Genomic DNA, 17,453 nt, shown 5'->3' on the forward strand with positions numbered 1-17,453 from the left:
AATCAACAGAGGTTTATTTAGGTCTAAGTCTGGGAAAATATATTCAGCAGACTTGAATGGTTCCCTAAATATATTAAGAAAGGTAGCTGGGGACTCTATCTTTGATGGAAACTCAGTAGAGAGGCTTGTAGTTAGCCCAGTCAGGTTTAGACCTTACCAAGCTAAAAATATTTGACTATATTTTTAGTAACTATTTACAATTTAACTGAGCAATGATATGCTGAATTTAGAATTGTTATTTTTAATTGTAACTGCAAGATAAATATATAACCCTATTAAATCAGGTAGAAGGGGTGCATATGTTCCGCAATCTACGCCGAGTTAAAAAGTATCGCCGCCCGGGTTGTAATCTCATAGCGGCTAAGAATATCAAACCCAGTCAATGGAAGATTTCAGATGGGGAAGTTAAGGAAGCGCTGAAACACAAGGGCTGTGAGGTGAAGGAGGTCAAGAAAATCCGTTATCTTAAGCATCAGGTGTGTATTTCCTTCTGGGATGCTAAGGGGAATGTGTGCAGTAGCTTTTTCAGCTATCGGATTTTTACCCGTTGGCAAACAACCGTGGAGAGGTTAATTGAGTGCTGTGATAGCCTCCTGGAGTGGCGGAGGTTAAATCAGACTATGCGCTACGAATTTGTGTATTACGAGTATCTGGCGGAAATGGAAAAGGCACTCCGAACTGCCTTAGAAAACCGCTTGTATGCATTAAAAGCTACATTAGAAATAGCGGTTTTCCATGAGAGTTAACGGCTAAAAGTTAGTTTGAGGTAGCATTTGCTAACTCTGCCAGGCGTTCTTGCTGGTCTTGAGAGATACAAGATTGAATGAGTATCTCTAACTCACCTTCCAAGACGGGATTAAGTGAGTAGTTCTGTCCTAGGCGGTGGTCGGTAACACGGTTATCTTTATAGTTGTAAGTACGGATTTTCTCGGAGCGTGAGCCTGTACCAACTTGCGATCGACGCATGGAAGTTACGGCTTCTTGTTGCTCGCGTAACTTGATTTCGTACAGTTTAGCCCGGAGGATTTGCATCGCCCGTTCTTTGTTTTGCAATTGACTACGTTCTTCTGTGCAGAAAATACGGATACCAGTGGGTTTGTGGTACAAGTCTGCTGCGGTTTCTACCTTGTTAACGTTTTGTCCCCCAGCACCACCAGAACGAGCGGTGGTGAGTTCGATATCTTTGGGATCAATGTGAATTTCCACATCATCGACTTCTGGCATAATGGCGACGGTGGCTGTGGAGGTGTGAACCCGTCCTCCAGCTTCTGTAGCTGGTACACGCTGTACACGATGGACTCCCGCTTCAAATTTGAGTTGACTGTAAACGCTATCGCCCTGAATTTCCAGGATCACTTCTTTGAAGCCGCCCATTTCCCCCAGGGATTCGCTGACGAGTTTGACTCTCCAGCCTTGGAGGTCGGCATAGCGGGAGTACATGCGCAGTAAATCACCCGCCCAGATACTGGCTTCATCGCCGCCGGTACCGGCGCGAATTTCTAACATGATATTTTTATCATCGTTAGGGTCGCGGGGTAAGAGTAAAACCTTGAGGCGATTTTCTAGGTGTTCTAGTTTTGCTTCTAGTTCTTTAACTTCCAGGGATGCCATTTCTTGCAACTCTGGGTCACCGTTGGATTCTTTGAGGACTTGACGCGCCCCTGCTAGGTCTGTGGTAGCAGTTTTCCAAGTTTCGTAGGTATTGACTGTTTCTTCTAGGGAAGAACGAGACTTAGCAATTTTTTGATACTCATCAGGGTTTTTGGCGGTATCGGGGTCACCCAGACGACGGGTTAATTCATGAAATGTTTGTTCAACAGATTTGAGTTTTTCTAACAGGTATGTTTCAGCCATGACGAATGCGATCGCTCCTTACAGATAACTAGGCTCGGCAAAAAATGACAAGCGACCCAGCAGTTACCGGGTCGTCGTTAACAGCCACAGCCAAGGCGCTACTTTTCTTGGGAATCGCTCTGAGTGGATTTAGTGGTGCTCATGCCGTATTTACGCAAGAAGCGCTCAACGCGACCCTCGGTATCAATCAGCTTCTGAGTACCGGTGTAAAAGGGGTGATTTCCTGACCAAACATCTACGTGTAATTCTGGCTTAGTAGAGCCGACGGTCATCACTACTTGACCGTTACAGTAAACTTTAGCCTCTGGATACCATTGGGGATGAATATCAGATTTAGCCATGTTTTTGTCGTTAACCTATATTAATTATAACTTTTAGTGGAGAATTGAGCCGGGGGAATTGGGGCAGATTGTGTGCTATTCCCAATGACCAATTCCCATTGATGTGTTTAACGTTTGGAGTACTGAGGTGCTTTCCGGGCTTTGTGTAAACCATATTTTTTCCGTTCCTTTGCCCGGGGGTCGCGGGTCAAGTAGCCCTCGATTTTCAAAGGTGGGCGGTTATCTGGGTCGAGTTGACACAGGGCGCGAGCTACACCTAAACGAATAGAATCAGCTTGTCCTGTGAGGCCGCCGCCTTCAGCTTTGACTAAAATGTCATATTCGTTTTCCAGTCCCAGGGTTTCTAGAGGATTTCTAATGACTCCTAGGTAATTGGCGTTGAATTGAAAGTACAATTCTCCATCCTTACCGTTGACGGTCAATTTCCCTTCACCGGGAACCAATCTCACCCGTGCTACTGCGGACTTGCGACGACCGGTACCCCAGTACACGGCGCGACCGCTATTACTTTGTGCTACTGTCATTAATTTTCTCCGGGAATTGTATTAATTGTGAGTTCTTTGGGTTTTTGGGCGCTATGGGGATGAGTCGGACCTGCGTAAACCTTGAGTTTAGTGAACAACTGCTTACCCAGGCTATTTTTAGGTAGCATACCTTTAACCGCGTGTTCTACAATGCGTTCTGGTAGGCGCTGTTGCAGTTTGGCAAAGGTTTCTGTTTTCATCCCCCCGGGGCGGCCGGAATGGCGACGGTAAAGTTTTTGGCTGCGCTTTTTCCCTGTGACTGCTACTTTTTCAGCATTAACGACAATAACAAAGTCACCGGTGTCCATGTGGGGGGTGAATTGGGGTTTGTTTTTGCCTCTGAGAATCATGGCGATTTCGCTAGCCAGGCGGCCGAGGCGTTTATCGGTGGCATCTACTACGTACCACTCACGCTCAAGGGATGCTTGAGGAGGAAGGTATGTTTTTGTGGTCATGATAGTTTTGTTTTATGAGAGTGGTGTGGAATTGAGATCAAGGTGATCTGCTAGGGGATATTCTAGGGGAATATTTGTGGGAAAGACCAATTTGGGCTGGGTTTCATACCAAATTTCTGGGGGAAAGGGGAACTCTGGGTAGCCAACTCTTAATAAACACAAACCCTGGGGAGGGGCGGCGTGTTTGACTTTTTCCCGGCGCTCTGTTTTCCACAGTTCGGTAAAGCTAGCCAGTGTCAGCTTGCTGGAACCTACTTGTGCTAGCATCCCTACTAACAGCCGTACCATGCCATACAAAAATCCATTGGCCTGAATTTCAATATGAATAAATGGCCCACTGCGATGACATTCTGCGGCTTGCACTTCTACCCAAGAGTGCTGGCGCTTGGAACCGGCTCGGTGAAATGCGGCTAAATGATGTTTCCCTATCAGCGGTGCGAGGGCTGCTTGGATTAAGGATTCATCCAGGGGTGCATAATAATAATGCCAACTGAAGGGTCTAACGAACAAGTTGGGCCGAGGTTCAGTATATATCGTATAGCGATACCGCCGATATGCGGCACTAAATCGGGCGTGCCAATGATGATCTACACTCGCTGCAGCCCTAATGAGTATATCTTGGGGCAGGTAGCTGTTGAGGATTGATGCCCACTTCTGGGGTGGGATGAATCCTGTGGCTTCAAAATGGGCTACTTGGGCAGCTGCATGGACTCCCGCATCGGTGCGCCCGGCACCATGGAGGGTGACATGAAACCCTTGTACCTGAGCGATCGCTGTTTCGATTTCTTCTTGAACTGTACGATGTTGCTTTTGTCTTTGCCAGCCGTGAAAATGAGTGCCTAAGTATTGAATTACTAAGGCGACTCGATGGGTTGGCCTAGGAACCGGTTGGCTTTCTAACATACAGGTTTTGTCTGTTGGTCTGGTGTCTGACCCATGACCAATGACTAATGAACTAGACTAGCTCGATGATTGCCATTTGCGCATGATCTCCCCGGCGGTTAACGGTATGCAGGATGCGGGTATAACCCCCGTTGCGATTACCGTACCGAGTTGGGGCTTGCTCAAATAAGGCATGAACTAGTTGCTTGTCGTAGATGTAGCCCAGGGCTTGCCGACGTGCTGCTAAGGAGCCGTCTTTGGCTAGGGTAATCATTTTATCTACTTCGCTGCGAACAACTTTAGCGCGGATTAAAGTTGTGGTGATGCGACCATGACGGATGAGCTCTGTGGATAGCGATCGCAACAGGGCGCGCCGCTGGTCGGCTGGTTTACTGAGTTTTTTGACTCGACAACGATGACGCATAATAAATGAGTAAAAATTGGGGTTTAACTAACTGTGTTTAGAGCCTCTTTCTGGGGACAGGGTAATGCCTAAACGGCGCTGTAAAGCTTCCACTACTTCTTCTGCTGATTTTTGACCGAAGTTTTTAATTTCTAACAGGTCTTCTTGGGTGAAATCCAACAGGTCTGCCACGGAGTTGACTTGTGCGCGTTTGAGACAGTTATAAGCCCGTACAGAAAGTTGCAGTTCTTCAATGGGAATTTGGGCGGTGGGATCTTCTGGGACTTCAGCGCCTGTTTCTGTAGGCTCTAGTGAGATATCTTTCAATGGATTGAATAGCTCTACTAGAATACCAGCTGCTGAGGATAGTGCTTCTTGGGGCGAGATACTGCCATTTGTCCAAACTTCTAACAGCAAGCGGTCTTTGGTAATTGAGCTCTCCCCACGAGCTTCTTCTACACTATAGTTAACTTTCCGCACTGGCATAAATACCGAGTCAATTTGCAGAAAGTCTAAGGAGGTGGCTTCTTCGCGTCCTCGCTCTACTGTGCGATAACCTTTTCCTTTCTCAATGCGAAATTCCATTTCCAGTTTGCCACCCTCTGCTAGGGTAGCGACGTACTGGGTGGGGTCTATGACTTCTACTTCGCTGGGCAAATCAAAATGTGCCACAGTGACTGTTGCAGGACCATTCACAAGTAATCTGCCAATCTGGGGTTGAGATGAGTAGCTTCTGAGGATTACTTCCTTCATTTTCATGAGGATTTCCAGCACGTCTTCCCGCACACCGGGAACTGTGGCAAACTCGTGGGTTACACCGGCAATTCTCACTGCTGTAACTGCTGTCCCCTCTAGATTCGACAGTAAAACCCGCCGCAGCGCGTTGCCAACTGTTGTTCCTTGACCACGCTCTAGAGGTTCCAGCACAAATTTACTATAATGGCTCCGACTTTCCTCTGTATTAGACTCTACACATTCAATTTGAAACTGCGCCACGGATTAGCCTCCCTTCTTTAAGGTGCTGCTAGCAGGCAAATCAATTGCCTCGTTGAATTTAGTTTTCGTTCCCTAGCTTTGTGGAGCCAGGTAGATTTAACTGCCTTTGAAAAGTGGCAGTATGGTATCCTCGCCCTATCTACGGGGAGATGATTATTTATTTTGGGTGCTCTGAACTTTAGCAGCCCCCCCGTCAGGAAGAGCTGACTTGCTTCACACTGGACTCCTCCCTGGCACCGCTGCGGTTGGGGGTGGGGTTTGAGAAACAGTTTGGACACTAAATATTATTTAAACTCGGCGGCGCTTGGGCGGGCGGCAACCATTGTGAGGAATGGGGGTGATGTCCCGAATCAGGGTAATTTCTAGTCCGGCTCCTTGGATGGCGCGAATGGCGGTTTCTCTCCCTGCTCCAGGTCCACTAACCATGACTTCAATTTGCCGCATTCCTTGGTCTATAGCCCTACGGGCTGCACTTTCTGCTGCTGTTTGTGCTGCAAAGGGGGTGCCTTTTTTGGCTCCCTTAAAACCGCTCGAACCGGCACTAGCCCAGGAAATCACGTCCCCATTTTGATCGGTAATGGTGACAATGCTATTGTTGAAAGTAGACTGGATGTAGGCCATGCCATTGGGTACGTTGCGCTTTTGCTTTTTGCTGCCGCCTTTTTTTGTTGGTTGTCTTGCCATATTTTTTTAGTTAATCCTAGGTACAACTTGCTTTGATCTGCCGGGTTTAAAGGTTTATTTGCCTGGAGCCTTCTTCTTACCGGCCACTGTCTGCCTTCTCCCCCTGCGGGTTCTGGCATTAGTGCGAGTTCTTTGACCTCTGACTGGTAAGCCCATGCGGTGGCGACGACCGCGGTAGCAACCAATATCAATCAAGCGCTTGATGTTCATGGCTTCTAAGCGCCGCAAGTCACCTTCTACTTGATAGTTGCTTTCTATTTCGCCGCGCAGGGCTGCCACTTCAGCATCACTTAGGTCTTTAACACGGGTATCTGGATTTACACCTGTAGCGGCTAAAATTTCCAGAGACCTTGTTAACCCAATGCCGTAAATATAAGTCAGACCAACTTCAACGCGCTTATCACGTGGAAGGTCTACCCCGGAAATACGTGCCACAATTATTTTCTCCCTATGGTTATCGCAGTTGCTATGACAAAGACTTAATTAATTAATTAACTTTGTCGTTTTTTATGGTGATTAATCTGTATTTTCACTCCTTGATGTGTGAGAGTGTTAGCCTTGGCGTTGTTTGTGCTTGGGATTGACGCAAATCACCATAACGCGACCGCGACGGCGGATCACGTTGCATTTTTCACACATTTTCTTGACTGAGGCTCGAACTTTCATGCCTTTTGTAATTGACTCCAAATAGTAAATTATAGCATTTTTAGGGAATTTAATTCAGTTAATTAATGGGGGAGAACCCAAAAAGATGGTTTTATGGTAAGATTTTGGAGGTATAGCTATTTCTTCCGCAGTCTATAGGTGATTCTGCCTTTTGAAAGGTCGTAGGGAGTTAACTCAACTTTGACGCGATCGCCAGGTAAAATCTTGATGTAATTACGGCGAATCTTACCGGAAATGTGTGCCAAGACATTGAACCCATTATCCAAATCAACGCGAAACATCGCATTGGGGAGGGATTCAGTGACAGTGCCTTCCATTTCAATCAAATCTTGCTTAGACAATTTGTTTTTTCCTCAATTCAACAATCTCCTATTGATACAGTTGCAGCACTGGCTCTGCAAAAGAACATATTTTGAGAAATATATCAATAGTTTATTAATATATCTTAGCTAAAATTGTCCAGCATCTTAGCCATAGGGGCGAGAGACGCGATGAATCGCGTCCTGGCGGGGTAGTGAGTGGTGATTTCCCCCCACTGATCAGGCTATGAAGTAACGATGAGGCGCAATTGCTCAGTGACTTCTTCTTGGGACTGATGGCCATTGACCGTGACTAATTTCTGGCGATCGCGATAATAGTCAATCAATGGTGCTGTTTGAGAGCGGTAAACATCTAAACGGTGACGAATTACCTCCTCGGTATCATCTTTTCGTCCCCGAGCGAGTAAACGTGCTACCACCACATCATCTGGAGCATCGAGATTAACAACCCGCTGGTCACCCTGATGAGTTTGTGCGAGCAACTGCTCGAGAAAAACCGCTTGTGTGACCTTGCGGGGAAACCCATCAAGAATCCAACCGGATGTGACATCCGGTTGGACAAAGCGCTCCTGCACCAAGTCCTGAACCAACTGGTCCGGTACTAAATCGCCCTGATTGACATAACCTTGAGCCTTAATTCCCAAAGGAGTTTGCTCTTGCATAGCCTGCCTTAATATATCCCCAGTAGAAATGTGGGGAATATTCAAGTCTGCCGCCAAAACTTGAGCTTGAGTGCCCTTACCAGAGCCAGGTGGTCCCAAGAAAATTAATCGCGTCACTATTGTTTCACCATTCCTTCATAACGCTGAGATATCACGTAAGTTTGGACTTGTTTAGCCGTATCAATTGCCACACCTACCAGTATGAGCAAAGAGGTAGCACCCAAACCTCGAAAAGTAGGGACACCTAGAGCACTTTCCACAGCCGTGGGAATAATAGCGACAAATCCCAAAAATATCGCCCCTAAAAAAGTCAGTCGATTCATCACACGCTCAAGATACTCACTGGTAGCCTTACCGGGACGAATACCGGGAATACTAGATCCCATTTTCTTCAAATTCTGAGCCACATCAACTGGATTAACAATCAAAGAAGAGTAGAAATAACTGAAGAAAATAATTGACACCAAGTAGACCAGAGCATAAACCCAAGCCCCGGAACCCCCAGGATTGAGATAAGTGTTGACAATGTTAGCTATGTCAGGATTTCTGGTGAAATTAGCGATTAAAAGTGGCAGACTGAGAATTGCGGCTGCAAAAATAATCGGCATGACCCCCCCGGAATTGAGCCGCAGGGGTAAATAACTACGCTGCTCTGCCAAGACACGGCGACCGACTTGACGACGAGCGGAAATAATGGGGATGCGGCGGATACCTTCCTGAACGAAAACAATCCCGACAATAGTAGCCAGGAATACCAGTACGAGGACAATAACGCGACCGACAGTTTCTCTACCGCCAACTTGTACCAAGTCAATGGTATCGCCTAAAGCCTTTGGTAACGAAGCGACAATATTGACAAAAATCAACAATGATGCACCATTACCAAGTCCGCGTTCTGTAATCAGTTCTGATGCCCACATAACAAACATAGAACCAGCCGTGAGAGCGATGGCTGTTTCAGCGACAAACAAAATGCCGGGATTCAAAGCAAATTGCTGGAGGAACAACGACGAAAAAGCGACACTCTGAATAGTTGCCCAAACTACCGTGACATAGCGTGTAATTTGGGAAATTTTCCGGCGGCCCTGCTCACCTTCGTTTTTCTGTAAATTTTCTAAAGATGGAATTGCCGCGGTGAGTAATTGGATAATAATGGAGGCATTGATAAAAGGTAAGATTCCGAGGGCAAAGATGCCCAAAGTGGAAAGTCCCCGCCCAGAAAAGATATCCAATAAACCGAATACGGCATTGTTACTAGATATAGCTGCGGCGAACCTAGCCCTATCAAGACCAGGTACCGGCAAAAATATACCCAGGCGAACCAAAATTAAAATACCGACGGTGACAAGCAGCCTACCTCTGAGTCCGGCTGCTTGGGCCATCTGCATAAAAGTTTCTTGAGCCGTTGGGGCTTTTTCTCGACTGATCATAGAATGCTACCTCTATAGTGAACCGGGGGCTGGCAGGGATCTAGAGATGGCAAGTAGGGAATCATGTATTTCCTGATACCACTTCACAGCTACCACCAGCCGCCTCAATTTTGCTACGAGCTTGTCCTGTAAAAGCTGCTGCTTGTACCTTGAGGGATACATTCAATTCACCGTTGCCCAAGATTTTCAATGGGCCTTTAGCAGCAGTGATGATTCCCGCATCTTTGAGAGAAGTCAAAGTTACTTCTGTACCAGCAGGAAGAGAAGCGAGCTTATCTACATTAATCGTAGTGTAAATTTTCCGATTCACAATCGGAAAGCCCTTAAGCTTAGGTAAGCGGCGGTACAATGGTTGCTGACCACCTTCAAAACCTGGTCTGGTACTGCTACCGGAACGAGATTTTTGACCTCTCATACCCAAACCAGCGCTAGCGCCTTGACCAGCGGAAATACCTCTAGCTACACGACGGCGGCGTTTTTTTGAACCTTTTTGGGGCTTAACATCGTTGAGTCTCATGATGTAATTAGTTATTTTTTAGAGCTTCACTATTGACCGATCAATGTTGAGGGCTTGCTTAAACCGTCAGCAAGCCATTAACCGTTAACCATTCTAAATGTAGAGTTTTTCAATAGGAATACCGCGATCTTCGGCTACTTCAGAAAAAGTACGGAGTGTAGATAAGGCATTCACTGCGGCTCTAGCATTGTTGAGGGGGTTATTGGAACCAAGTTGCTTGGCCAAGATGTTACGAACTCCTGCCAATTCCAGTACAGTCCGCACAGCACCACCAGCAATTACCCCGGTACCGGGTGCTGCGGGGCGCATCATCACCTTAGCACCGCCACCCACACCATCAATAGGATGGGGGATGGAGTTAGATTTAGTCATAGGAATGTCAATCAGGTGTTTTTTGCCATCGGCCACGCCTTTTTTGACAGCGCCAATGACATCTGAAGCTTTGCCGACTCCGACACCGACTTGGCCACGTTCATTACCGACGACGACGATGGCGCGGAAGCTGAGTTTTTTACCTCCCTTAACGACCTTGCTCACCCGGCGGATTTGGATGACGCGCTCTTGCCAGTTAGTTTCTTCTTTTTTTGTGCGGTTAGCCTTACGACGACCAGTTGCCATAATCAAATGCTCTCTATTAGTCAGTTGTCATTAGAAATCTAAACCAGCTTCGCGTGCTGCATCAGCTAGGGCTTTGACACGACCATGATATAAGTTGCCACCGCGATCAAAGACTACTTTGGTGATTCCTTTTTCCAACAATCGCACTGCTACCAATTTGCCGACTTGGGCTGATGCCTCACAAGTAGCACCTGTAGCCAAATTCGATTTCAACTCTGGTTCGACGGTGGAGGCTGCTACTAAGGTGTGATGCTTGGTGTCGTCAATTACTTGAGCGTAAATATGTTCATTGGAACGGAACACGGCTAAACGTGGACGTTCTTGGGTGCCGTGAACTTTACCACGAACGCGGCGATGACGACGCTGTTTTGATTCTCTACGAGTAAGTTTCATTGTTATTTCTTACCACTCTTACCAGTCTTACCAGCTTTGCGTCTGACGGCTTCACCGGCATAACGAATCCCTTTACCTTTGTAGGGTTCTGGGGGGCGAACAGCACGAATTTTTGCGGCTGTGTTACCTACTATTTCCTTATCGTAACCACTGACGATGACGTTAGTGTTATTTTCTACAGCAAACTGAACTCCTTCAGGGGGGTCAATCTGCACTTGATGGCTGTAGCCAATATTCAGGACTAGGTTACGTCCTTGAACTTGTGCCCGGTAACCCACACCTTGAATTTCCAGACGACGCTGAAAACCTTGGGAGACTCCCTCCACCATGTTAGCCACTAGGGTACGGCTTAAACCGTGCATTTGCCGGGACGTACGTGTGTCATCGCGACGGGTGACATTTAATGTTTGTCCTTCTTGGGAGACAACGACATGAGTAGGCAATGTCCGCGAAAGTTGGCCTTTGGGTCCTTTCACTAAAACTTGGCTACCATCAATTGTCACTTCCACTTTGGCGGGAATATTAATTGGACGTTTACCAATACGAGACATGATTCTTGGTCCTTTATCTTCAGTCCTGACCCTGGGGGTAATGACTACCAAACATAGCAAAGTACTTCGCCACCCAGGCTCTGACGACGGGCTTCGCGGTCAGTCATAATGCCACTGGATGTAGAAATAATGGCAATGCCGATGCCACCTAGTACCCGGGGTAATTCTTTTCTATTGGAGTAAACGCGCAAACCCGGTTTACTGACTCGTTTCAAAGCGGTAATTAAAGGCTGACGGTTTTTACCCTTGTATTTGAGTGAAATCACCAAATTGCGTTTAATCCCTTCTCCTGCTTCTACAACTTCAGCAACAAAGCCTTCCTCTTGTAGTACCTTGGCAATACTACGAGTCATTTTTGTGGCTGGCACTTGTGTAGTCTGATGCCTTGCCAGGTTGGCATTGCGGATGCGCGTGAGCATATCTGCAACTGTATCGTTAGCTGCCATCGTTCCCTCTTTAGATGAACTTATTGATCGCGAAAGGGCATTCCCATTTCTTTAAGTAAGGCGCGACCCTCTTCGTCGTTTTTCGCCGTTGTGATGATGGAAATATCCATCCCACGGATTTGATCGATACTGTCGTACTCGACTTCTGGAAAAATTAGCTGTTCTCTAACACCCATAGTGTAGTTACCGCGACCATCGAAGCTTTTAGGACTGATGCCGCGAAAGTCTCTAATTCTGGGTAGTGATAAGCTAACTAATCGGTCAAGAAAAGCGTACATCCGTTCGCTTCTGAGGGTTACCATAATGCCAACAGGCATACCCTGACGAATTTTAAAGCCGGCGATCGCCTTTTTCGCCCGAGTCACCACTGGTTTTTGACCGGTAATCAGGGCAATTTCATTTAAAGACGCTTCTAGCGCCTTGGCATTTTGAGCCGCTTCCCCCAAACCGCGGTTAACAGTAATTTTCACTAACTTCGGTACTTGATGAACGTTAGTGTACTGAAACTGATTCATCAGTTTAGGGACGATGGTTTCTTGATATAAACCTTTGAGTCTTGGTGTTGCCATAGTTATTTATCTGTATCCCTGGGCTTTGTCAGGGAGGCCTTGTGAATTACTGAGGAGTCCCTTCTGGTAGAAAAACAGCAGTTATTCCCTTTATTTATCGAGAATTTCGCCGGTTTTTTTGAGCATTCTCACCTTTTTACCTTCTGCTGTAAAGGTGTAGCAAACACGACTTGTAACGTTTTGCTTAGTAGAATAGAGCATCACATTGGAACTATGGATAGGAAATTCCTGAGTGACGATGCGGCCCGATTCTCCTTCTTGCTGGGGTTTGACGTGCTTAGTCTTGATATTGACACCTTTAATCAGGACTTTACTCAGTTGGGGTAGTGCTTTGACCACTTCACCAACTTTGCCTTTGTCCTTACCGGCAATTACTTGCACAGTGTCGCCAGTTTTGACGTGCATTTTATGAAATACTTTGGCTTTTTCCTTGGGGTTTGCCATTACAGCACCTCCGGAGCCAGAGAAACGATTTTGGTGAAGCTTTTATCGCGTAATTCCCGAGCCACCGGTCCAAAGACCCGTGTACCTCTGGGATTACCATCCTTATTGATGATCACCGCGGCGTTATCATCAAAGCGAATAGTCATACCACTATCCCGGCGGATGTTGTGACGGGTACGGACAATCACTGCTTGTATGACATCGGATTTTTTCACAGCCATGTTGGGGATGGCATCTTTAACAACGGCGATAATCTTGTCGCCGATGAAACCATAACGCCTGTTGCCTGCACCTAATACACGGATGCACATAATTTTTTTGGCACCGCTATTATCTGCCACAGTGAGGTAGGTCTGGGGTTGAATCACAATTAATCTCCCTTTTGGAGTTTAGATTACTGTAACAATTATTACACTGTAGTCTTAGCATTCAAGATATCTTTGACTTGCCAGCGTTTGGTCTTACTCAAAGGTCTAGTTTCTTGAATCCGGACGCGATCGCCCACCTTGCACTGACTATTTTCGTCGTGAACCTTATAGCGGCGGGTTTGCACGACAATTTTGCCATACTTAGGGTGGGGAGAGCGGTTTTCCACAGCGACTACCACAGTTTTTTGCATTTTGTCGCTGACTACCACGCCGACTCGTTCTTTGATTGCCATAATCTCCTAGTTTTTATTCTGTAGTCGATTGACTTGTAGCCTGTTGGCGCTGAGTTTCCACAGTGAGCAACTGGGCGAGGCGGTGGCGGGCGTGTCGGAACTCATGAGGCTTTTCTAATTGTCTTGTAGCTTTTTGCAACCGTAACTGAAACAGTTGTTTTTTAACAGAGACAATTTCCGAGACCAGTTGTTCATCACTTAATTCTCTAGCTTCCGAAATCTTGGGAAGAGGCATAACCTACTCCTGCTCCTGTGGTTGAGAACGCACAATAAATTTAGTTTTAATTGGCAGCTTATTGGCAGCCAAACGCATAGCTTCGCGGGCGATTTCCTCGGAAACTCCAGCGATTTCAAACATAATGCGTCCTGGCTTAACTACCGCCACCCAAAACTCTGGAGAACCTTTTCCTGAACCCATCCGGGTTTCTGCCGGACGCATAGTGATAGGTTTATCCGGAAAAATCCGGATCCAGATTTTACCACCCCGACGGATATAACGAGTCATTGCCCGACGGGAGGCCTCAATTTGGCGGGAGGTAATCCAAGATGGCTCTTGAGCTTGGAGGCCAAAATCACCGAAGTTAAGGTTACAGCCGCGGCTAGCTAGGCCTTGCATCCGTCCGCGCTGTTGTTTGCGGAATTTAGTTCTTCTAGGACTTAACATGCTTCATCCTTCATTAGATCGGTCTTCAAATTGCTGACGACGGCGTTGTTGTTGACGACGACGTGGTTCGCGATCGCGTGGGGTGGATGGAGCGGTGGTTTCTTCCTGTCCTGGGATAATTTCTCCCTTAAACACCCATACTTTAATCCCCAGAATCCCGTAAATTGTTTTAGCTGTGCAGTAAGAGTAGTGAATATCAGCCCGGAGGGTATGTAAAGGCACTCTTCCCTCACGAGTCCACTCTGTCCGAGCAATTTCTGCACCGTTGAGGCGACCGCTGACTTGAATTTTAATGCCTTGAACACCAGCACGTTGGGCGCGCTGAATAGCTTGGCGTACCACCCGCCGAAAAGAAACCCGCCGTTCCAGCTGTTGAGCAATGTATTCCGCAATCAAAGCCGCGTCTGCATCAACTTTTTGGACTTCGACGACATTAATCCGAATTTGACGATTACTGCCGAGCATTTCTTGTAGTCCCACCCGCAGTGATTCAATACCTTGTCCACCGCGGCCGACAACTACACCTGGTCTAGCCGTGTGTACTTCCAAATCAATTTGGTCTGCTTTGCGCTCAATCCGCACCTCGGAAATTCCGGCATTGTTTTGAGCCAATCTACCCAGCTTTTGTTCTATGTATTTCCGAAGTTTGTGGTCTTCTTGTAAAAGTTCTGGATAGCGTTCAGGAACTGCAAACCAACGGGATTGATGCTCTTGTGTAATACCCAGGCGAAAACCAACTGGATGAATTTTCTGTCCCACAAATGCTTCCTCTAAGAATTTCTTACTTTACGCAGTTTTTCGTGTCTAGACCCCATCGGTCAAAGAAGGGGTATTTCATTTAGCAGTAGCATCAGCGGCCACAGCCACAGTGATATGACACGTTGGCTTGCGAATTTGGTAAGCTCGCCCCTGAGCTCTTGGTTGAAACCGTTTTAGCACTGGACCTTGATTAGCATAGGCTTGAGTAATTACCAGTTGCGTCCGGTCTAAACCAGCATTATGCTCGGCATTAGCCGCTGCACTTCTGAGAAGTTTCAATACTGGTTCACAGGCTCGATAGGGCATGAATTCCAATACAATTAGTGCTTCTCGGTAGGAGCGCCCCCGAATTTGGTCAAGTACACGGCGCACCTTGTAGGGAGACATGCGGATATAACGAGCGATCGCCTTTACTTCAGTAGTATCAATAGCCATAATTTTCTCCTTAAGTCATTAGTCACAATGACTAATAACTATCTCCCTGCTTTTTTATCACTCTTCCCATGACCTCTGTAGGTACGTGTGGGGGCGAACTCTCCCAACTTGTGTCCTACCATTTGCTCATTCACAAAAACCGGAACGTGTTGACGTCCGTTATGAACAGCGATGGTATGACCTATCATCAACGGCAAAATTGTCGAAGCTCTCGACCAAGTTTTAATAACTTGTTTTTCGTTTTTAGCGTTGAGCTTTTCCAGCTTACTCAGCAAGTGATCCGCTACAAAAGGACCTTTTTTTAGAGAACGACCCATAATTTCGACTTTGGATGTTTGACTTGAGATTATGACTGACGGCCACCACGTCCACGTTTAGAAGATTTCCGACGACGACGCACGATCAATTTGCTGCTAGCTTTCTTAGGCTTGCGAGTTTTTGCCCCTAAAGTAGGTTTACCCCAAGGTGTTACAGGACCTGGTCTACCAATAGGAGCTCTACCCTCACCACCACCATGTGGGTGGTCTACCGGGTTCATCACACTACCTCTAACCTTAGGACGGCGACCCTTCCACCGATTCCGTCCCGCCTTACCGGCGCTGAGATTTCGCGCATCGGTGTTACCTACCTGTCCAATAGTGGCGTAGCATTCTTTACGAATCATCCGCACTTCCCCGGAAGGTAGCTTGAGAGTGACATAGTTACCTTCTTTAGCCACTACTTGGGCATTAGCACCAGCCGCACGGACAATTTGCCCGCCTTTACCCGGTGTCAGCTCCACATTATGGACACTAGTACCCAGGGGTATATTAGACAGTGGTAAAGCGTTCCCATCCTCAAAGGGAGAGTCAGGACCGGCGATAATTTTCGCACCCACTGGTAACTTATTGGGGTGAAGAATATAACGCTTTTCCCCGTCTTCATATAAAACCAGAGCGATGCGAGCATTCCGATTGGGGTCGTATTCAATGGCTATAACTTCGGCGACAATATTACGTTTATCCCTTTTAAAGTCGATAATCCGGTAAAGTTGCTTGTGTCCGCCACCCCGACGACGGCTAGTGATCCGCCCTTGATTATTACGACCCTTAGGGCGATGTACGTATTCTGTTAATGATTTTTCCGGCTTTGACTTAGTAATTTCCGCAAAGTCGGATACAGTAACTTGGCGCGTACTAGGGGTATAAGGGCGATAAGAACGAGTACCCATTTTATTTTATACCTCTGGGAATAGAACTTGTCTAACTTTCTCTTCGTCCCCAGGGGCTACAGTGACAATAGCTCGCTTATATTGGGGCTTGTAACCAATAAATTTACCAACACGACGCTGTTTACGTGGTGGCATCATGGTATTAATTTTGACTATCTTTACCTGAAATAGGTCTTCAATCGCCGCCTTAATTTGTGGTTTGCTAGCCTTGGGAGCTACTTCAAAAGTATATTTATTTTGCTCCATGAGGATAGTCGCCTTTTCAGTCACAATGGGGCGACGCACTAAGTCGGGAAGATTGCGGGGGTCAAACTTAGGCACTATAGACCTCCTGAATTTTGGCTAAAGCTGATGCAGTGACGACAATTTTATCAGCGTGCAGCAAGTCGTAAACATTAAGTTGGTCTGCTGCAATTACCTTTAAATTTTCGATATTCCGGGCTGATAAATAAACATTATCCGCCTTTTGAATCTCCGGCAAAATTAACAATGCCTTACTTTCAGGTGCTGCTCCCCAACGAGCTAGTGCTGAGACTAACTCCTTAGTTTTGGGGCGGGATAACTCGTTGTTAAAATCTTCAACCACAATCAAATCGTCCCCACGACCTACAAAAGCGGTTCGCAGTGCTAAACGCCGTTCTTTGCGGTTTAATTTCAGGTTAAAATCTCTGGGTTTCGGTCCAAAGATCACACCACCACCACGCCACAGTGGAGAACGAATTGACCCAGCACGGGCGCGACCTGTTCCCTTTTGTCGCCAAGGTTTACGACCGCCGCCTCTAACTTCGGAACGAGTTTTTGTACTCGCAGTCCCTTGGCGAGAGTTAGTCATTTGTCTTACCAAGGCTCGATGCACAATATGAGAGGCCGTTGATTCTTGAGCAACCCGTAACTCAAAGGTAGTCTGGCCGACCTGTTCTCCTTGCCAATTTTTAACTATGCTTTCCACCATTTTTATGTCCTTTTGTG

General features: G+C 46.7%; 31 protein-coding genes. 1 reads left to right on the forward strand and 30 read right to left on the reverse strand.

All coding sequences use genetic code 11. The annotated features are described in order from the left end of the window. Positions 1–299: 299 nt before the first annotated feature. Entirely contained in the window at positions 300–746 is a 447-nt protein-coding gene (locus NWP22_RS05845; protein ID WP_271732187.1) for a hypothetical protein, read from the forward strand. Positions 747–756: 10 nt separating this feature from the next. On the opposite strand, the gene prfA is transcribed toward NWP22_RS05845, so the two are convergent. The 30 genes from prfA to rplD all read right to left on the reverse strand — a co-directional run bounded on the left by prfA (position 757) and on the right by rplD (position 17,436). Further along, positions 757–1,854 (reverse strand): peptide chain release factor 1, encoded by a 1,098-nt coding sequence (prfA, locus tag NWP22_RS05850; protein WP_271732188.1) that lies wholly within the window; start codon positions 1,852–1,854, stop codon positions 757–759. 98 nt (positions 1,855–1,952) lie between these two features. Beyond that, entirely contained in the window at positions 1,953–2,195 is a 243-nt protein-coding gene (gene rpmE, locus NWP22_RS05855) for a 50S ribosomal protein L31 (RefSeq protein ID WP_271732189.1), read from the reverse strand. 107 nt (positions 2,196–2,302) lie between these two features. After that, positions 2,303–2,719: a 30S ribosomal protein S9 gene (rpsI, locus tag NWP22_RS05860; RefSeq protein ID WP_271732190.1), complete on the reverse strand. Its 417-nt coding sequence runs from the start codon at positions 2,717–2,719 to the stop codon at positions 2,303–2,305. Further along, positions 2,719–3,174, reverse strand: a complete 456-nt coding sequence (gene rplM, locus NWP22_RS05865; RefSeq protein ID WP_271732192.1) for a 50S ribosomal protein L13 — start codon at positions 3,172–3,174, stop codon at positions 2,719–2,721. Before rplM ends, rpsI begins: the two co-directional genes overlap by 1 nt. A 12-nt stretch (positions 3,175–3,186) precedes the next feature. Then, on the reverse strand, positions 3,187–4,077 hold the full coding sequence (gene truA, locus NWP22_RS05870; protein ID WP_271732194.1) for a tRNA pseudouridine(38-40) synthase TruA: 891 nt from the start codon (positions 4,075–4,077) through the stop codon (positions 3,187–3,189). A gap of 52 nt (positions 4,078–4,129) precedes the next feature. Beyond that, positions 4,130–4,480 carry a 50S ribosomal protein L17 gene (gene rplQ / locus NWP22_RS05875; protein ID WP_271732195.1) on the reverse strand — a complete coding sequence of 117 codons (351 nt, stop codon included), beginning with the start codon at positions 4,478–4,480 and terminating at the stop codon, positions 4,130–4,132. A gap of 27 nt (positions 4,481–4,507) precedes the next feature. Next, positions 4,508–5,455: a DNA-directed RNA polymerase subunit alpha gene (locus tag NWP22_RS05880; protein WP_271732198.1), complete on the reverse strand. Its 948-nt coding sequence runs from the start codon at positions 5,453–5,455 to the stop codon at positions 4,508–4,510. A gap of 288 nt (positions 5,456–5,743) precedes the next feature. Next, on the reverse strand, positions 5,744–6,139 hold the full coding sequence (gene rpsK, locus NWP22_RS05885; RefSeq protein ID WP_271732200.1) for a 30S ribosomal protein S11: 396 nt from the start codon (positions 6,137–6,139) through the stop codon (positions 5,744–5,746). Between the two features lie 54 nt (positions 6,140–6,193). Beyond that, the gene (gene rpsM / locus NWP22_RS05890; RefSeq protein WP_271732201.1) at positions 6,194–6,574 is read right to left on the reverse strand and encodes a 30S ribosomal protein S13; all 381 of its coding nucleotides are present in this window, start codon (positions 6,572–6,574) and stop codon (positions 6,194–6,196) included. A 117-nt stretch (positions 6,575–6,691) separates the two neighbouring features. Beyond that, positions 6,692–6,805 carry a 50S ribosomal protein L36 gene (rpmJ, locus tag NWP22_RS05895; RefSeq protein ID WP_006196723.1) on the reverse strand — a complete coding sequence of 38 codons (114 nt, stop codon included), beginning with the start codon at positions 6,803–6,805 and terminating at the stop codon, positions 6,692–6,694. A 116-nt stretch (positions 6,806–6,921) separates the two neighbouring features. Further along, a complete protein-coding gene (gene infA / locus NWP22_RS05900) occupies positions 6,922–7,146 on the reverse strand; it encodes a translation initiation factor IF-1 (protein WP_006196724.1) in 225 nt (74 codons plus the stop codon). A gap of 203 nt (positions 7,147–7,349) precedes the next feature. Further along, positions 7,350–7,904, reverse strand: a complete 555-nt coding sequence (locus NWP22_RS05905) for an adenylate kinase (protein ID WP_271732204.1) — start codon at positions 7,902–7,904, stop codon at positions 7,350–7,352. Beyond that, positions 7,904–9,217, reverse strand: a complete 1,314-nt coding sequence (gene secY, locus NWP22_RS05910; protein ID WP_271732205.1) for a preprotein translocase subunit SecY — start codon at positions 9,215–9,217, stop codon at positions 7,904–7,906. The genes NWP22_RS05905 and secY overlap by 1 nt, the downstream gene beginning before the upstream one ends. A 61-nt stretch (positions 9,218–9,278) precedes the next feature. Then, entirely contained in the window at positions 9,279–9,734 is a 456-nt protein-coding gene (rplO, locus tag NWP22_RS05915; protein WP_271732206.1) for a 50S ribosomal protein L15, read from the reverse strand. A gap of 93 nt (positions 9,735–9,827) precedes the next feature. Next, positions 9,828–10,352, reverse strand: a complete 525-nt coding sequence (rpsE, locus tag NWP22_RS05920) for a 30S ribosomal protein S5 (RefSeq protein WP_271732207.1) — start codon at positions 10,350–10,352, stop codon at positions 9,828–9,830. Between the two features lie 30 nt (positions 10,353–10,382). Beyond that, complete coding sequence (gene rplR, locus NWP22_RS05925) at positions 10,383–10,745, reverse strand: 50S ribosomal protein L18 (protein WP_271732209.1); 363 nt, start codon at positions 10,743–10,745, stop codon at positions 10,383–10,385. 2 nt (positions 10,746–10,747) lie between these two features. Beyond that, positions 10,748–11,296, reverse strand: a complete 549-nt coding sequence (gene rplF / locus NWP22_RS05930; RefSeq protein ID WP_271732210.1) for a 50S ribosomal protein L6 — start codon at positions 11,294–11,296, stop codon at positions 10,748–10,750. A gap of 44 nt (positions 11,297–11,340) precedes the next feature. Next, complete coding sequence (gene rpsH, locus NWP22_RS05935) at positions 11,341–11,742, reverse strand: 30S ribosomal protein S8 (protein ID WP_200989445.1); 402 nt, start codon at positions 11,740–11,742, stop codon at positions 11,341–11,343. Positions 11,743–11,762: 20 nt separating this feature from the next. Further along, positions 11,763–12,311 (reverse strand): 50S ribosomal protein L5, encoded by a 549-nt coding sequence (gene rplE, locus NWP22_RS05940; RefSeq protein WP_271732211.1) that lies wholly within the window; start codon positions 12,309–12,311, stop codon positions 11,763–11,765. A 90-nt stretch (positions 12,312–12,401) separates the two neighbouring features. Then, positions 12,402–12,755: a 50S ribosomal protein L24 gene (gene rplX, locus NWP22_RS05945; protein WP_271732212.1), complete on the reverse strand. Its 354-nt coding sequence runs from the start codon at positions 12,753–12,755 to the stop codon at positions 12,402–12,404. Next, positions 12,755–13,123, reverse strand: a complete 369-nt coding sequence (rplN, locus tag NWP22_RS05950) for a 50S ribosomal protein L14 (protein ID WP_271732213.1) — start codon at positions 13,121–13,123, stop codon at positions 12,755–12,757. The genes rplX and rplN overlap by 1 nt, the downstream gene beginning before the upstream one ends. 41 nt (positions 13,124–13,164) lie before the next feature. After that, a complete protein-coding gene (rpsQ, locus tag NWP22_RS05955) occupies positions 13,165–13,416 on the reverse strand; it encodes a 30S ribosomal protein S17 (protein WP_271732215.1) in 252 nt (83 codons plus the stop codon). Positions 13,417–13,429: 13 nt separating this feature from the next. Further along, positions 13,430–13,651, reverse strand: a complete 222-nt coding sequence (gene rpmC, locus NWP22_RS05960) for a 50S ribosomal protein L29 (protein WP_271732216.1) — start codon at positions 13,649–13,651, stop codon at positions 13,430–13,432. Positions 13,652–13,654: 3 nt separating this feature from the next. Further along, the gene (gene rplP, locus NWP22_RS05965) at positions 13,655–14,080 is read right to left on the reverse strand and encodes a 50S ribosomal protein L16 (protein WP_271732217.1); all 426 of its coding nucleotides are present in this window, start codon (positions 14,078–14,080) and stop codon (positions 13,655–13,657) included. Positions 14,081–14,083: 3 nt separating this feature from the next. Continuing rightward, positions 14,084–14,839, reverse strand: a complete 756-nt coding sequence (rpsC, locus tag NWP22_RS05970) for a 30S ribosomal protein S3 (protein WP_271732218.1) — start codon at positions 14,837–14,839, stop codon at positions 14,084–14,086. A gap of 75 nt (positions 14,840–14,914) precedes the next feature. Beyond that, positions 14,915–15,274, reverse strand: coding sequence for a 50S ribosomal protein L22 (gene rplV / locus NWP22_RS05975; RefSeq protein ID WP_271732220.1), 360 nt, complete (start codon positions 15,272–15,274; stop codon positions 14,915–14,917). Positions 15,275–15,312: 38 nt separating this feature from the next. After that, positions 15,313–15,591, reverse strand: coding sequence for a 30S ribosomal protein S19 (rpsS, locus tag NWP22_RS05980; protein ID WP_271732222.1), 279 nt, complete (start codon positions 15,589–15,591; stop codon positions 15,313–15,315). A gap of 29 nt (positions 15,592–15,620) precedes the next feature. Further along, entirely contained in the window at positions 15,621–16,484 is an 864-nt protein-coding gene (rplB, locus tag NWP22_RS05985; protein WP_271732224.1) for a 50S ribosomal protein L2, read from the reverse strand. Between the two features lie 6 nt (positions 16,485–16,490). Next, entirely contained in the window at positions 16,491–16,805 is a 315-nt protein-coding gene (locus tag NWP22_RS05990; RefSeq protein WP_271732225.1) for a 50S ribosomal protein L23, read from the reverse strand. Further along, entirely contained in the window at positions 16,798–17,436 is a 639-nt protein-coding gene (gene rplD / locus NWP22_RS05995) for a 50S ribosomal protein L4 (RefSeq protein ID WP_271732227.1), read from the reverse strand. Before rplD ends, NWP22_RS05990 begins: the two co-directional genes overlap by 8 nt. Between the last annotated feature and the right edge of the window lie 17 nt (positions 17,437–17,453).

The organism is Anabaenopsis tanganyikae CS-531 (assembly GCF_029891675.1).
Lineage (GTDB): Bacteria > Cyanobacteriota > Cyanobacteriia > Cyanobacteriales > Nostocaceae > Anabaenopsis > Anabaenopsis arnoldii.